The following is a 13,226-nucleotide window of genomic DNA, read 5'->3' on the forward strand; positions in this document are numbered from 1 at the left end:
TGTTACCTTTGTAGAAGTAACATTCACTCATTTTCACACCTATACAAATCAATGACTTACATGCATGTTACCTTTTGTGTTACCTCTAATTACCTGTTCCGGTAACATTTTTTTCCATTCAATATCAACAGCTTAAATATCACAGCGTGCCGTATTTACTGCTGGTTACCATTTCAGGATGGCCCTACCCAGCTTGGAAAGCGCGCGCATGCACTTGGGTGCATGAATCCGCAAGCCTTTGAGCTTGCCATCACCCGCCGACACCGCCAGCACTGGTGGGCTTTTCAGCAGTCATGCGCCTGCAGCGTAAGCCACACATTTAGCGCGCGGGCGTGGCGGGGTCACGAGCGCGCGCGCTGGGGTCTGGCAGGGGTAGGAGGTCGGGTCGGGTCGGGTCGGGTCGGGTCGGGTCGGGTCGGGTCGGGTCGGGTCGGGTCGGGTCGGGCATAGGATGGTGGCACCGAGGCGACGGGCTGAAAGCCTAGCGCCCACCAAACGGCACCACGTAGAATGGACAGATCATTACCATCGAAGTGGAACAGAAACATCATGGCAATCGCAAATGCAGCCAAGGCATACACCCTCACACTATCTGAGCTTGAGGCCAGCGCCCTACTCGGGGCGCTTGGATGTGTTCAGTTCAGCGAGACGACCGCGTTTCAGGCTTGCGAGGATATCTGCGAAGCGTTATATGGCGCAGGGGCAAAAGAATGGGGGGCGGATGGAGCGGTGTCGTTTGCAGGCGCGCATACTCTTCCTGAATAAGTGAAGGAGCCGCCTTTCGGCGGCACACGTCACGCATCGTTCACGGAGGGTATCGCCAGGGAATACGGATCGAACGCCACCACTTCCTCGCCGATCCACTCGTTGAGTTCCTGGAAGCGCGCTTGCAGCGGTTTGATCTCGTTGTGGAAGAAAACCTCGGCCGCTTTTGCCGCATCCCCGAATCCTCCAGTGTTGCTCGGGATGATACCCATCAGTTGTGGCGGCACCCGATGCGCGGCCAGTACGTCGTCACGGGTCACATTCTTGATGTTGAAGAACTCGTCCTTTGCCGCCACTTCGCTGATCGGGATGATCTGTATGCCGTCCTTTTTGCCGTTCGGCGAATACATGAACAGGTTGCGGAAGTTGCCCGGCCCCTTGCTGTCCTTCAGCGCCTTGCGCAGCGCATCAACATCGTCCTGCTGCTGGGCCGGGTCCGTCATGTACAGGATGAAGCCGGCGTGGGAGCCATTCAGGTAATATTTTCGCCGGAACAGAGTCGCCGACTCGTTGAGCCATGCCGAATTGAGCGCGGCCAGGTATTCCGGCAGACCGTATATCTCCTGGTTGATGTCGTGCTCGAGCAGGTGGAACACCTCCCCGAGTTCCCGTTCCAGGCTGGTACCCGGCACCCACCAGTATGCGGCATGATCGTCAACGCCGCGCCGGGTGAACTTCGCCGGCGTCGGATTCACCCGCAGTACCGTTCCCAGGCGATTCTTGATCTTCTCGCCGTACAGATTCCCGAAAATCAGATAGTCCAGTGCCATCTGCGAGAATGCCGAGCGCGTCAGCCACGGGTGCGGCTTGAATGTCGAGACCAGAACGTTGCGCTTCACCGCAATGGCACTTGAATGGTGGGGAGAGGCCCGCCAGCTGCGCGCCAGCCCCTCCCAACTGATCGGCGGGTTATACCAGCGGCCCATCGTCAGGCACTCCGCGTAATCGAGGATTTCCCGCCTGTCGAGTACCGGCACCGGCTCGCCAAAGGTAAAGGCTTCAATACCAGCAGCGACGGCTGGCTTTTCCTGAGTGGTGGTGCTCATGAGTAGATCTCCATCATGCTCGAGTTCGAGGCGGTCTGCCCTTCGAGCGGTTCGTTATAGAGGGCGTGCATCGTTGCCCACGCGATGTCGGCATGGCTCGTCTGCTCAGAGCGGCCGGCCTGGTACGTTGCTTGGCGCTGGGATGGGGTGAGGGTTTTCTTGATCGACATGAAACTGGCTGCGATATCGGTGTGACCGGCGTCATACTCAAGACGGCCATTGCCCAACACGTTCAGCGCCTTGAGCACCATCTTGGTTTTCAGCTCGACGTTGTAGCTGAACGCCACCGTATCGGGGCGGAACTTTTGCACCAGTTGGTAGACGGCTGACCCGAGCCCGCTCACGTCCATGCCGATGTAGGTCACATTGAAACGATCGCAGGTATCACGGATGAACTTTGCCTGGGCTTCATAATCGGCGCCCTGGAACTGATGGCGCTCCAGAATCCGGAACTTGCCGCCCGGCACCAGTGGTGGAGCCAGCACGACAAGTGCCGCCTTGTCACCGGTGTTCGACGGATCGTAGCCGAGCCATACCGGCCGGTTGGCAAACGGCCTCAGCGTGAACGGCTTCCAGTCTTCCCATACCTCCCAACTGTCGACCATGCCGCGCTGCATCAGCGCAAAACCGAAAACCGATTCCCCGTCATCGATAAACTGGCACATGAACAGCTGAGCGAATTCCTGCGGCGTGTTTTCCAGCTTGAGGCGCTCGAGGTCGAAAAGATCGCACCCGCCCTTCATTGCGTCCAGGATCGTCACGATTTGGCGCCACTGCCCGTCTGGGCAGCGCAGGCCGGCTTCGAGCGCGGCATGGCTGACATCCAGTCGGATATGATCCGACCGCGGCCGGCCATCGTTGAAGGCCTCCCCGGTCCATACCCGGTATGCCTCATGGCTCATGGCGGAGGGCGTCGAGAAGTGGGTCTGACGGTACTGCTTTTGCGACGCCATGCCGCCAGCCAGCTTCTTCAACTCGCGGTAGCGTGGGATCCAGAAATACTCGTCAAGGTATAGGTTGCCGTGGCGCCCCTGGGCGGTACGGGAGTTGGTGCCGAGGAACATCAGTTCGGCGGCATTCGGCAGTTTGATCACCTCGCCCTTCAGCTCGACATCCGCCACTTCTTTGGCGAAGTCGATGATGTAGCTGCGGAACTGGAATGCCTGCGCCTTCGAGGCAGACAGGAATATCTGATTGCGCCCGGTCTTCAGCGCATCGATGAACGCCTCGTGAGCGAAGTAGTAGGTAGCACCGATCTGCCGTGACTTCAGGATATTGCGGATCCGTTCCTCGAGGCCGGCCCGGTACCAGTGTTTCTGGTAGCCGAACATCCGGTCGAGGAATGCCTCCTCCAGCTTCTGCTGCTGCTCCTCGCTGATGGCATTCTTTTCCGGCTGACGCTTCGGCGCCGCGTTGCGCCGTTCGATATTCGGGTTGAGGTCGGTCTCTCGCCCGGTTTTCTGGTATCGGTCGACCCGGGCCATGCGCTCGACTTGCCGTCCGAGCAAGTCGATTTCCTTGAAGTCTTTCCCCTCCTTGTCTTCCTTCAGGATCAATTGCTGCAGCCGGGATTCGATCGTCGATGCGATGCGCTCCGCCGGGTCCGACTCGTCCCAGGCATCGCGGCGCTTCCAGCTGTGGATAGTGGCCGGTTTTACACCAAGCTGCTCGGCGATACGCGCGATACGCCAACCCTGCCAATACAGGGAACGGGCATGACGTCGCGGATCGGCGTCATGGGTGGGGAGTGGGGATAGATCGCTCATGCCCGCCAGTCTGCCCCGCCGCTTGCCACGCACGGACGCATTCCAGTTGTCGCCCGTTCCGACACAACGCCGACGTGTTGAGAGAAGGCCTCCCCGGTTTCAGGATGGGCGCATCACGCCGATCAAACGAACCGCAGAGGACAACATGGCTGGCAAATCGAAAGCGTTTTGCGTGGCAACCGAGGGCGCCACGACGGACGGCCGCATCATTGAGCGCAGCTGGATCACCCAGATGGCCGCAAACTACGACCCGAAGGTCTATGGCGCACGCGTCAACCTGGAGCACATCAAAGGCTACACCCCCGACAGTCCGTTCAAACGCTATGGCGATGTTTTGTCGCTATCTACCAAAGATGGCGATGACGGCAAGTTGCGCCTGTATGCCGTGATCGATCCGACCGAAGAACTGATCGCGATGACCAAATCGCGTCAGAAAGTCTACACCTCGATCGAAGTGAACCCGAAGTTCGCGGATACCGGAGAGGCCTACCTGGTAGGGCTCGCCGTCACCGATGACCCGGCCAGCCTCGGTACCGAAATGCTGACCTTCGCGTCGACCGCAAAATCGAACCCCCTCGCGGCACGTAAGATCGCACCGGAGAATCTGATCTCCGAGGCCATCGAGTTCACCCTCGAGATCGACACCCCGGCAGACAGCCTGCTGGAAGGATTCAGCAACAAGATCAAGGGACTGATCAGCGGATTCAAAAAAACCAGCGATAGCAATTTCTCCGAAATCCAGACGGCTATCGAAATCATCGCCGACAGTCAGCGCGAGCTGCTCGAAAAATTCAGCCAGATCAAACCTTCGCCGGATATCGCGCCGCTACAAGCGCAGCTGACCAAACTCAGCGATGACCATCACGGCCTGGTCAAGCGGCTCAGCGAGCAACCCGCAACCGAGACGCGCACGCTGACCGCCGGCGGCAACGGCTCCAGCCTCGAAACCGACTGCTGATCGCAACCACCCAAGAAAGAGATACCGATGCGCAACGAAACCCGTCCCTACTACGAAGCCTTCGTAGCCGCCATTGCCAAACTGAATGCCGTTCCCTCGGCAGAAAAGTCGTTCACTGTCAGTCCGTCGATTCAGCAAAAGCTGGAAACCCGCATCCAGCAATCGAGCGAGTTCCTCTCCAAGATCAACATGGTTCCCGTTGTCGATCAAGAGGGTGAGAAACTCGGCCTGGGTGTCATCGGCACCATCGCCGGTCGGACCAAAACCACGCCCGGCAATCCCCGCCGCCCCCGCTCCATGGCGGACTTCACGTCCGGCAAGTACCGGTGCGAAAAAACGGATTTCGACACGGCGCTGCCGTATGCCCAACTCGACATGTGGGCGAAATTCTCCGACTTCCAGATCAAGCTGCGCGACGTGATCATCAAGCAGCAAGCGCTCGATCGCATCATGATCGGCTTCAACGGCATCACCGTCGCGGAAACCACCGACCGCACCGTCAACCCGCTGCTGCAGGATGTCAACAAAGGCTGGCTGCAGCAGTACCGCGATAACGCGCCGGCCAGGGTGATGAAAGAAGTCAAACCCGGATCCGGCAAGGTCAAAGTGGGCGCTTCTGTCGTACCGGCTGACGGGTACAAGAACCTGGACGCGCTGGTATTCGATGCAACCAGCAACCTGATTCACGAGGTGTTCCAGGAGCATCCCGATCTGGTGGTCATCGTTGGGCGCGATCTGCTGGCGGACAAGTACTTCCCGATCCTGAACAAGGACAACGTGCCGACGGAGCAACTCGCCGCCGACATCGTCATCAGCCAAAAACGCATCGGCAACCTGCCCGCAGTGCGTGTGCCGTTCTTCCCGGCCGGCAAGATGCTGATCTCCACGCTGTCCAACCTGTCGATCTACTTCCAGGAAGGCGCTCGTCGCCGCCACATCCGTGAAGAGCCCGATTACAACCAGGTAGCGAACTACGAGTCGTCGAACGACGCCTACGTGGTCGAGTGCTACGAAGCCGGTTGCCTGATCGAAAACATCGAACTGGTGGTGGCCTGAGATGACTAGCCCCGCACGCGCACATTTCCAGCGCGTTGCCGCTGCCGAGGCCTCCGCCTCGGCAGTTTCTGGCCAGACGCTGGAAGGCTGCTCTCAGTACGAGCTGATGCTGATCAAGCTCGCCGAAGACCGCCGCCGTCTCAAAACTATCCAGTCGATGGAAGCCAAGGCCGAACTCAAGCGCCAACTGCTGCCCGACTATGCGCCATGGGTTGAAGGCGCGCTGACCGCTGGCCAGGGCGCCCAGGACGACGTGCTGATGACCGTGATGCTCTGGCGCATCGATGCCGGCGATTACGCCGGCGCACTCGACATCGCCGAGTACGCCATCCCCTACGCGCTGACCATGCCGGACCGCTATCAGCGCACCACCGCGACCACCGTGGCGGAAGAGCTGGCCGATGCCGCGAAACGCGCACGAGATGGCAAGCAGCCATTCGATGTCGCCACGCTGCAGCGGGCGGCAGAGCTCACGACCGCGGAAGACATGCACGACCAGGTGCGCGCCAAATTGCACAAGGAACTCGGCCTGCTGCTCGAGCCGACCAATCTTGACACGGCACTGTCGCACCTGACCCGCGCCAAGGCACTGCATGAAAAGGTTGGTGTGGTGAAAGACATCGAGCGCATCGAAAAGGCTATCAAGAACAGCGCCGCCGGACAGTCCGGCAGCTAACCGAGCGTACCCCGCGCACCAGGGCGGCAGGGGGCGGCGACAGCACTGCCTGATCAAAGCCCCCTCCACCGCCCCCATTGAGGAATCATGATGCTGATCCCAACCGCCAACCCCTCCGCCGGCACACCCACCCCAACGCCGATCCGATCTGGGTCGTTCTGGCCGGAGCTCGACCCCGCCATCGCCCGGTCTCAGATGCGCCTGGACGGAACGGTGACCGACGAGCGTCTGCGCGCGGCGTTGATCGAAGCAATCGCCTCGGTGAACAGCCAGCTTGCCGAGTTCCGTCGCCAGCGTCAGGCAGGCGGTGTCGCGTCGCTCATGGCCATCACGGCTGACGAAGTCGACGGCCAGTCCGTGCTGGTCAATCGGTGGTACCGAGCCGTGCTGTGCCTGGCGGCCGCCAACCTCACCGAACGCTACCGGAGTTTCGACAGCACCGGTGCTGGCGACAAAAAGGCGGCGGATCTCGATACCACGGTCGATGACTTGCGCCGCGATGCGCACTGGGCCATCACCGCGATTCAGGGCGTCCCACGCACCACCGTGGAACTGATCTGACATGAAAGTCATGGCGCTGCAGGGCGATACCGTCGACCAGCTGTGCGCTCGGCATTACGGCATGACCGCCGGCGTCACCGAGGCGGTGTACCTGGCCAATCCAGGACTCGCCGAGCTGGGCGCCGTCCTGCCGATCGGCATGATGGTTTACCTGCCGGAAATTTCTACTACCGAAGCTGCTCAGGAGCAGCAGCTCATCAATCTATGGGACTGAATCATGGCTGAACCGACCACCACTTCCGCCGCTTCGATCGCGCTGACCGGCGCCAGTATCGTCGCCCTTTTCCCCGGCGTCGATGCCGCGCAGGTCCTCGGGGCGTTCGCTGGCGCGGCCGTCTTCGTGATGTCCAGCCAGGACATGAGCACCCTGCGAAAACTGGCCTTCCTCGCGCTGGCTTTCTTCGCCGGCATCCTGGCCGCCAAACCGGTGGCGGTGCTGCTCGACACCCTGCTGCCCGAGCGCGTCGACGTGCCGGCCAGTGTCGGCGCGCTGGTCGCCTCGGCCATGGCCATCAAGGTCCTGCTGGCGCTGATCAATCGCGCCGACACCCTCAATTTTTCCGGAGGCGACAAGTGAACACGGTTCTCATGCTCGATGCCCTGATCTGCGGCGCGATCTGCGCACGTCTGATCCTGTACCGCCGCCGCGGGGCGGATCACCGTCCGCTGGCCAGCGCCATCGCCTACCTGCTGATCGTCGCCGCCGGCGTGATCCCGCTGCGCGCGTTATTCGGGCTTCCCCATCCCGTCAGCGTGGCGCAGCTGATCCTCAACGCCGTGCTGTGCCTCGCTGTTTTTTCGGTTCGCGGCAATGTCGTCGACCTGTTCCGTTGCAGCGACGCGTTCGCCGAATCGCGGTGGATGCGCATCCTGAGGAGAAAATCATGGTTCTGAAAAAGGGAGATCACGGCAGCGCCGTCCAGGAGCTGCAGGTCAAACTCAACACGCATGGTGCCAAACTGGCGGTGGACGGATGGTTTGGCGAGGCGACAGAGGCCGCGGTGGCGATGGTGCAGCGCCGTGCCGGCCTGGTTGTCGACGGCATGGCCGGCCAGAAAACCATCGAGGTCCTGCGCGGCGACCGCGACTCTCGACGGCTGCAAGAAAAACATCTGCAGGCCGCGGCAGACCGCCTTGGCGTGGAACTGGCCGCCATCAAGGCCGTTAACGCCGTCGAATCGCGCGGCTCCGGTTTCTTGGACAGCGGCAGCCCGGTGATTCTACTGGAGCGCCATGTGGCCTTCCAACGCGCTGGCGCCGCCGGTTTCGACACCGACCTGCTGGCCGCCCGTTTCCCCAATCTGGTCAACCGGACCCGGGGCGGATATGCCGGCGGTCAGGCCGAGTGGGCGCGTTTCGACAATCTGCGCAGCGTCACCAGCCAGGCCATCGCCATCGAATCCTGCAGCTGGGGACTGTTCCAGATCATGGGATACCACTGGGATCCGCTGGATTACCCCTCCGTGGATGAATTTCAGTGGGCGATGGCAAGCGGCGAGCCGGCACAGCTTGATGCCTTCGTGCGCTTTCTGGAGCTGGAACCGGCGCTGGTCAAGGCGTTGAAAAGCAAGCGATGGGCAGAGTTCGCCCGGCTCTACAATGGCCCGGCCTACAAGGAAAACCTCTACGACGCCAAGCTGGCTCAGGCGTTCGCCACGGCGGAAAGGCTCGCCGCATGAACATCGACCTGCGCCCTCTTCTGCTCCTGCTGCCTGCCGTCGTGCTGGGCGTCGTTGTTTGGGTGAAGCATGCCCAGGTCACGCGCCTCGAGGACAAGTTGACGGTAGCCAACACCATCGCCACGCATAACGATGAACGGATCCGCCTCGCCGCGGCGGATATCGCTCAGCGTGATGTCCAGATCGCCGCGCTGACGGCTGAAAACAGCAAACAAGCTGCCGATTTTTCCGCCTACATCGAACGCCTTGATGCCATCAACCGTGACACCCTCAACCGCGCCGAGGCGCTGGGGAGACTCCTCAATGAATCCGAACCTGCCCGTGCTTGGGGCGCTGTGCGTCTTCCTGACGTTGTTGCCAGGCTGCTCGAGTACCACGCCGACACTGCCGGCACCGCGTCCGTTGCTGATCCGCTCATGTCAGCCGGTGAAGCGCTGCGTCCTGCCGCCGCTACGTCCGACATTGAACCGCGAACTGGCCTCGGGACTCCAGACGACCCGCGCCGCCCTTGAGGCCTGCGCCGCCGAGGTAGACCGCATCGCTATTTGCCAACAGACGACCACACCATGACCGATATTTTTGACCGCGCCCAGGAACTCGAGCAGCGCCAGCGTGACGCCGCCCTGGCAGCGCAGGCCGCGCGCAGCCATCGAGGTATCAGCCTGAGTCATTGCAAGGATTGCGGCGAAGCGATTCCGGAGGCCCGCCGCGTCGCCGTGCCGGGTTGCTCGCGCTGTTTCGATTGCCAGACCATTGCCGAATAGAGGGGACACCATGTTGCGAGACCGCTACCCTGACCCGCGCGCCAGGGACACCGATGCCGAAGGAAACCGCCTGTTCTCCGGGGTGCGCTGCGTGAAACGCGTGGCGTTTTCCGATCCCGCTGTCAACCTCGCCGAATGGACCCTGTCTCAGCAGGGTGGCGCGACCGCTGCGCTATCGGGTAGCGCCATGCAGCTGTCCAGCGGCACCGCCGCCGGGGCGGCAGCCTCCGCCACGCTTGGCACCGTATCCGGCAAGTCGCCGCTGCGCGTCGCCGTCATCGCGAAATTCAGCCAGATCAATCCGGCCGGCACCGACGCCGCCATTGAACTGGTCGACGCCGGCGGCAATGTCGCGGCCGCCATCGCTTTCCCGGGAGGCCTTTCCGCCAGCCAATGCCGCGTTCAGACCTTTGATCCGGCCGGTAATGGCGCTCCGGAAAACTCAGCCAACGTGAACTACGTGGACCGCGTCGCCGCGTTCAAGGCCTACGAAATTCTGGTCTTCCACGACGAAATCCGCTTCTACGCGCGGGATACCAACTCCGGCGCCGTGCGCGCATCGTTGTCACTGCGCACTATGTTCCTGCCGGACCCCGAAGCCGATCTCTCCGTCCGCCTGCGCATTCTGAACACCGCGGCCGTCGCCAGCTCGACAACCCTCATGGTTCACAGCGTGCTGGTGAACGACATCAATGAACTGCCGGTGGACATGACCAACACCGGCGGCGTCACGCCGGCGGAGTCCATTCCGGTTTACCCGATCTCGACACTCGTGTGTGCGAGCTACCCGGCCCAGCGCTCCGACATCGGCTCATACACGCCGTTGCACCAATCTACTCTCGCCGCCAGCACCAATTCCACACTGGTGCGCAGCTCGCCGGTCAATCTCGGCGGCGGGATGATCTATAACCCGAGCGCGGCGGATATCTGGTTGAAGCTCTACAACAAGACATCCATCCCGGTGCCGGCAACCGACACCCCGGTCCTGACCGTGCGGGTACCGGCCAATCAGCAAGTGAATTTATCGGCCCTGCTGCCGGCCGTTGGGCTGCGGTTGCCGAGCGGCCTCGCGTATTCCGTTACTGCCGCCGCGGCAAAAACCGACGCGACCGCCATCGCGGCCGGCGCCATCATTGAACTGCATGGAGTCTGATATGGCCGACCTGAAACCATGGACCGCCTGGGGATGGGATGCCACGGCCCCGTTTGAACAGCGCGGCGTCTGGCAGGGTGAAGCGGAACCGGCTGGGCTGCCTGACCGCATTACCTTCGATCCACCGCCTCCGGCCCTGCCAGGGAAGTGCATTTGCCGCGACACCAAGGCGGCGTGCTGGGTGTACAAGGAGAGTGTGTAATGCAGAAGCCGGCCAGTTTGCGCGCGGCCCTCGAAGCGGCGCTGCCATCATTGCGGGGGAACCCGGATCGCATGCTGATGTTCATCGAATCCGGGAAAATCGCCGCCGGCATGGGCAAACCGAGTTTCGAATACCGCTATACCGTGTCGATTGTCCTGATGGATTTCGCCGAGCATCCCGACACGGTGATGATCCCCATTCTGCAATGGCTCAGGGTGAACCAGCCCTCCGTGCTGCAGTCGGGCGAGAACAGTGCCAAGGCGATTCAGTTCGAGGCGGAAATCCTCAACCACGAAACCATCGATCTGCATCTGAAAGTGGAGCTGTCCGAGTGCGTCAAAGTCGACGTCCAGAATGGAACCGCGACGGCGACCCACTTGCCGGAGCCGCAATTGGCCACCACCTTGCCGATCGGTGCGGTACAGGTGGCGTAGATGACTCGTTACGAAGACGAACTGTCCGGGCTGCTGATGAAACTGTCTCCACCACAGCGCCGCAAACTCGCACGGGAAATCGCGACAGCTCTGCGCCGCGAGACTGTAAAGCGGATCGCTGCGCAGGAGAACCCGGACGGCAGCCCGATGGATCCGCGCAAACCCCAACTGCGCAGTCAGAAAGGGCGGATTCGCCGCAGCATGTTTGCCAAACTGCGCACCGCCAAGTATTTGAAGACCGACGCGACCCCGAACAAAGCCGTGGTTGGCTTCGTTGCCCGTGTCGAGCGCATCGCCCGCGTTCACCAGGAAGGCCTGCGTGACAGGGTGCGTCCTGACGGCCCGACCTATCAGTACCCGCGTCGCCAGTTGCTGGGCTTCGCTGACGAGTCGGTGGCGATGGTTTCCGATAGGCTTTTAAATTTCATCACCAAATGACATACTTTTTCATCATCAAAACGTGAAGGCAGAGAAGATGAAGCCTATCTGGTGGGAAAAAACCGTCGAGTATAAATTTGTCAGAGAGTATCTTTGCAACGAGATCATCGCCCCGTTCGATGGCACGCATGAACTGGCCGGTGATGCGGCACTGAAAAACGAACTTGGCTGGATCCTCATCGAGTTCAAAAAAGACGAAAAGTGTCTCGAGACCGAGAAACGCAAATTCAAAAACTGGGACCAGGCAGAAAAACTGCTGTCTGGGCGAGACCAGCACCATTTCCTGATTTATGGCGCTCTCAAACCTAAACTGGATTTTGATGCAGACTTCGTTTTGTGCGGTTGCACCTACTTTTCTCGGAAGGATCTTAAAATTGAAGAACTGAGATCCTCTGCCGCTTCCTTAGCCGTATTCAAAGACTACCTTGCCGACTTCATTTCCCAGAAGAAGACAGCGGAGAGCAGTTCCGGCGGCATTTCCCCTGAATCCTATGCGCAGGTAATGGGAGTGGATGGCAAAGGCAAAGTCGTCCAATGCAGCACCCTTGAAGAGTTCAACCTTGAACATTCTCTGAACCTGCGACTTGGCTACACGCACACCCGTAAACCGAACGGACCATCCCTCGGATAAGTAATCCGGTTGTGCTGATCATCGGCACAACGCCCCACATCCCGCCTCTCCCCGTCCATGCTGCACACTCGCCGCATGGACGATTTCTCTGACATTCTCCGCCGCCTCGAATCGATGATCCGCATCGGGACCATCGCCGAGGTGCGTCTTGGTAAACCTCCCAGGGTACGCGTCAGCTCCGGAGGCCTGACATCCGACTGGCGGCCGTGGTGCGCCGTGCGTGCCGGCACGACGTCGGACTGGTCTCCGCCAGTTAAAGGCGAGCAGGTGCTGATGCTGTCGCCCAGCGGCAATCCGGAGTCGGCGCTCATCATCGGAGGAATCTTTTCCGATGCGTTCCCGGCACCATCCGACAGTGCCGATCTGTGGCTGCGCAAATTCCCGGACGGTGCGGTCATCGAATACAACCACGTCACGGGGGCCTTGTCCGCCACCGGCATGAAAACTGCCACCGTCCAGGCCTCCGAGCACTGCACCGTGGACTGCCCGGAATCCGACTTCACCGGCAACGTCACGATCAAGGGAAACCTGACGGTGATGGGGACAGGAACCGTCACGGGCTTGTTCAGCTACCTGGGCGGGATGGCCGGCCGTGGCGGACAGGGTGCGCGGACGGTTATCGAAACCGCGATCGAGCACCGCGGCGACTTTACCAACAGCGGTACGCTCAGTAGCAACGGCGTGACACTGCATACCCATACCCACCCTGACTCACACGGCGGAAACACGGGAGGCCCCAAATGATGGCTATGGGCATGTCAGCGAAAACCGGTACCGCGCTGGGCGAGATCGATCACATTCGCCAGTCGCTGCACAAACTGTTCACAACGCCGATCGGATCGCGAGTGATGCGCCGCGAGTTCGGCAGCGCGATCCCCGATCTCATCGACCAGCCGCATCACGGCGCCACGCGCTTGCGGCTGATGTCAGCTGCCGTCATGGCCATCGCGGCGTGGGAGCCGCGCGTCTCGGTCAAGAGCCTCATGGTCGATACGCTGGGAGACGGTTCGGCAGCGGTCTTTGATCTTGAGCTGGTGCTGCGAGAAGGTCCAGGGGCCGGCACTACCACGCGGATTCAGGTTCCGATGAAAGGATAA

General features: G+C 61.0%; 20 protein-coding genes. 17 read left to right on the forward strand and 3 right to left on the reverse strand.

Annotated features, from left to right (window positions below; translation table 11 throughout):
- Positions 1–794 precede the first annotated feature (794 nt).
- Together JNO50_RS14695 and JNO50_RS14700 are read right to left on the reverse strand one after the other, a co-directional pair.
- Positions 795–1,811, reverse strand: a complete 1,017-nt coding sequence (locus JNO50_RS14695) for a phage portal protein (protein ID WP_189530368.1) — start codon at positions 1,809–1,811, stop codon at positions 795–797.
- On the reverse strand, positions 1,808–3,577 hold the full coding sequence (locus tag JNO50_RS14700) for a terminase ATPase subunit family protein (protein ID WP_189530365.1): 1,770 nt from the start codon (positions 3,575–3,577) through the stop codon (positions 1,808–1,810). The genes JNO50_RS14695 and JNO50_RS14700 overlap by 4 nt, the downstream gene beginning before the upstream one ends.
- Here JNO50_RS14700 and JNO50_RS14705 point away from each other — a divergent pair.
- The 8 genes from JNO50_RS14705 (at position 3,576) to JNO50_RS14740 (ending at position 8,507) form a co-directional block, all read left to right on the forward strand.
- Positions 3,576–4,535 carry a GPO family capsid scaffolding protein gene (locus JNO50_RS14705; protein ID WP_229804417.1) on the forward strand — a complete coding sequence of 320 codons (960 nt, stop codon included), beginning with the start codon at positions 3,576–3,578 and terminating at the stop codon, positions 4,533–4,535. The two genes, JNO50_RS14700 and JNO50_RS14705, sit on opposite strands and share 2 nt — an antisense overlap.
- A 27-nt stretch (positions 4,536–4,562) precedes the next feature.
- Complete coding sequence (locus tag JNO50_RS14710; protein WP_189530363.1) at positions 4,563–5,591, forward strand: phage major capsid protein, P2 family; 1,029 nt, start codon at positions 4,563–4,565, stop codon at positions 5,589–5,591.
- Position 5,592: 1 nt separating this feature from the next.
- Complete coding sequence (locus tag JNO50_RS14715) at positions 5,593–6,267, forward strand: phage terminase small subunit (RefSeq protein ID WP_189530361.1); 675 nt, start codon at positions 5,593–5,595, stop codon at positions 6,265–6,267.
- 87 nt (positions 6,268–6,354) lie between these two features.
- Positions 6,355–6,828 carry a head completion/stabilization protein gene (locus JNO50_RS14720; RefSeq protein ID WP_215796390.1) on the forward strand — a complete coding sequence of 158 codons (474 nt, stop codon included), beginning with the start codon at positions 6,355–6,357 and terminating at the stop codon, positions 6,826–6,828.
- A 1-nt stretch (position 6,829) separates the two neighbouring features.
- Positions 6,830–7,042 carry a tail protein X gene (locus JNO50_RS14725; RefSeq protein ID WP_189530360.1) on the forward strand — a complete coding sequence of 71 codons (213 nt, stop codon included), beginning with the start codon at positions 6,830–6,832 and terminating at the stop codon, positions 7,040–7,042.
- Positions 7,043–7,045: 3 nt separating this feature from the next.
- Positions 7,046–7,405, forward strand: a complete 360-nt coding sequence (locus tag JNO50_RS14730; protein WP_189530358.1) for a putative holin — start codon at positions 7,046–7,048, stop codon at positions 7,403–7,405.
- Entirely contained in the window at positions 7,402–7,722 is a 321-nt protein-coding gene (locus JNO50_RS14735; RefSeq protein WP_189530355.1) for a phage holin family protein, read from the forward strand. The genes JNO50_RS14730 and JNO50_RS14735 overlap by 4 nt, the downstream gene beginning before the upstream one ends.
- Complete coding sequence (locus JNO50_RS14740; RefSeq protein WP_189530353.1) at positions 7,713–8,507, forward strand: N-acetylmuramidase domain-containing protein; 795 nt, start codon at positions 7,713–7,715, stop codon at positions 8,505–8,507. The genes JNO50_RS14735 and JNO50_RS14740 overlap by 10 nt, the downstream gene beginning before the upstream one ends.
- On the opposite strand, the gene JNO50_RS19300 is transcribed toward JNO50_RS14740, so the two are convergent.
- Positions 8,471–8,722: a hypothetical protein gene (locus tag JNO50_RS19300; protein WP_215796391.1), complete on the reverse strand. Its 252-nt coding sequence runs from the start codon at positions 8,720–8,722 to the stop codon at positions 8,471–8,473. The two genes, JNO50_RS14740 and JNO50_RS19300, sit on opposite strands and share 37 nt — an antisense overlap.
- Positions 8,723–8,810: 88 nt before the next feature.
- Between JNO50_RS19300 and lysC the strand changes: the two genes are divergently transcribed.
- The 9 genes from lysC (at position 8,811) to JNO50_RS14790 (ending at position 13,226) form a co-directional block, all read left to right on the forward strand.
- Complete coding sequence (lysC, locus tag JNO50_RS19305) at positions 8,811–9,077, forward strand: Rz1-like lysis system protein LysC (RefSeq protein WP_215796392.1); 267 nt, start codon at positions 8,811–8,813, stop codon at positions 9,075–9,077.
- Positions 9,074–9,271 carry a TraR/DksA family transcriptional regulator gene (locus JNO50_RS14755; RefSeq protein WP_189530349.1) on the forward strand — a complete coding sequence of 66 codons (198 nt, stop codon included), beginning with the start codon at positions 9,074–9,076 and terminating at the stop codon, positions 9,269–9,271. Before lysC ends, JNO50_RS14755 begins: the two co-directional genes overlap by 4 nt.
- 10 nt (positions 9,272–9,281) lie before the next feature.
- On the forward strand, positions 9,282–10,424 hold the full coding sequence (locus JNO50_RS14760; protein WP_189530347.1) for a hypothetical protein: 1,143 nt from the start codon (positions 9,282–9,284) through the stop codon (positions 10,422–10,424).
- A gap of 1 nt (position 10,425) precedes the next feature.
- Positions 10,426–10,626 (forward strand): hypothetical protein, encoded by a 201-nt coding sequence (locus JNO50_RS14765; protein ID WP_189530345.1) that lies wholly within the window; start codon positions 10,426–10,428, stop codon positions 10,624–10,626.
- Positions 10,626–11,060, forward strand: a complete 435-nt coding sequence (locus JNO50_RS14770; protein WP_189530343.1) for a phage tail protein — start codon at positions 10,626–10,628, stop codon at positions 11,058–11,060. Before JNO50_RS14765 ends, JNO50_RS14770 begins: the two co-directional genes overlap by 1 nt.
- Positions 11,061–11,498: a phage virion morphogenesis protein gene (locus JNO50_RS14775; protein ID WP_189530341.1), complete on the forward strand. Its 438-nt coding sequence runs from the start codon at positions 11,061–11,063 to the stop codon at positions 11,496–11,498. It abuts the gene before it with no gap.
- A gap of 37 nt (positions 11,499–11,535) precedes the next feature.
- The gene (locus JNO50_RS14780; RefSeq protein ID WP_189530339.1) at positions 11,536–12,129 is read left to right on the forward strand and encodes a hypothetical protein; all 594 of its coding nucleotides are present in this window, start codon (positions 11,536–11,538) and stop codon (positions 12,127–12,129) included.
- Positions 12,130–12,204: 75 nt separating this feature from the next.
- Complete coding sequence (locus tag JNO50_RS14785) at positions 12,205–12,873, forward strand: phage baseplate assembly protein V (RefSeq protein ID WP_189530338.1); 669 nt, start codon at positions 12,205–12,207, stop codon at positions 12,871–12,873.
- A gap of 11 nt (positions 12,874–12,884) precedes the next feature.
- Positions 12,885–13,226, forward strand: a complete 342-nt coding sequence (locus tag JNO50_RS14790) for a GPW/gp25 family protein (protein ID WP_189530335.1) — start codon at positions 12,885–12,887, stop codon at positions 13,224–13,226.

Origin of the sequence: Paludibacterium paludis (genome assembly GCF_018802605.1) — a bacterium.
Classification (GTDB): domain Bacteria; phylum Pseudomonadota; class Gammaproteobacteria; order Burkholderiales; family Chromobacteriaceae; genus Paludibacterium; species Paludibacterium paludis.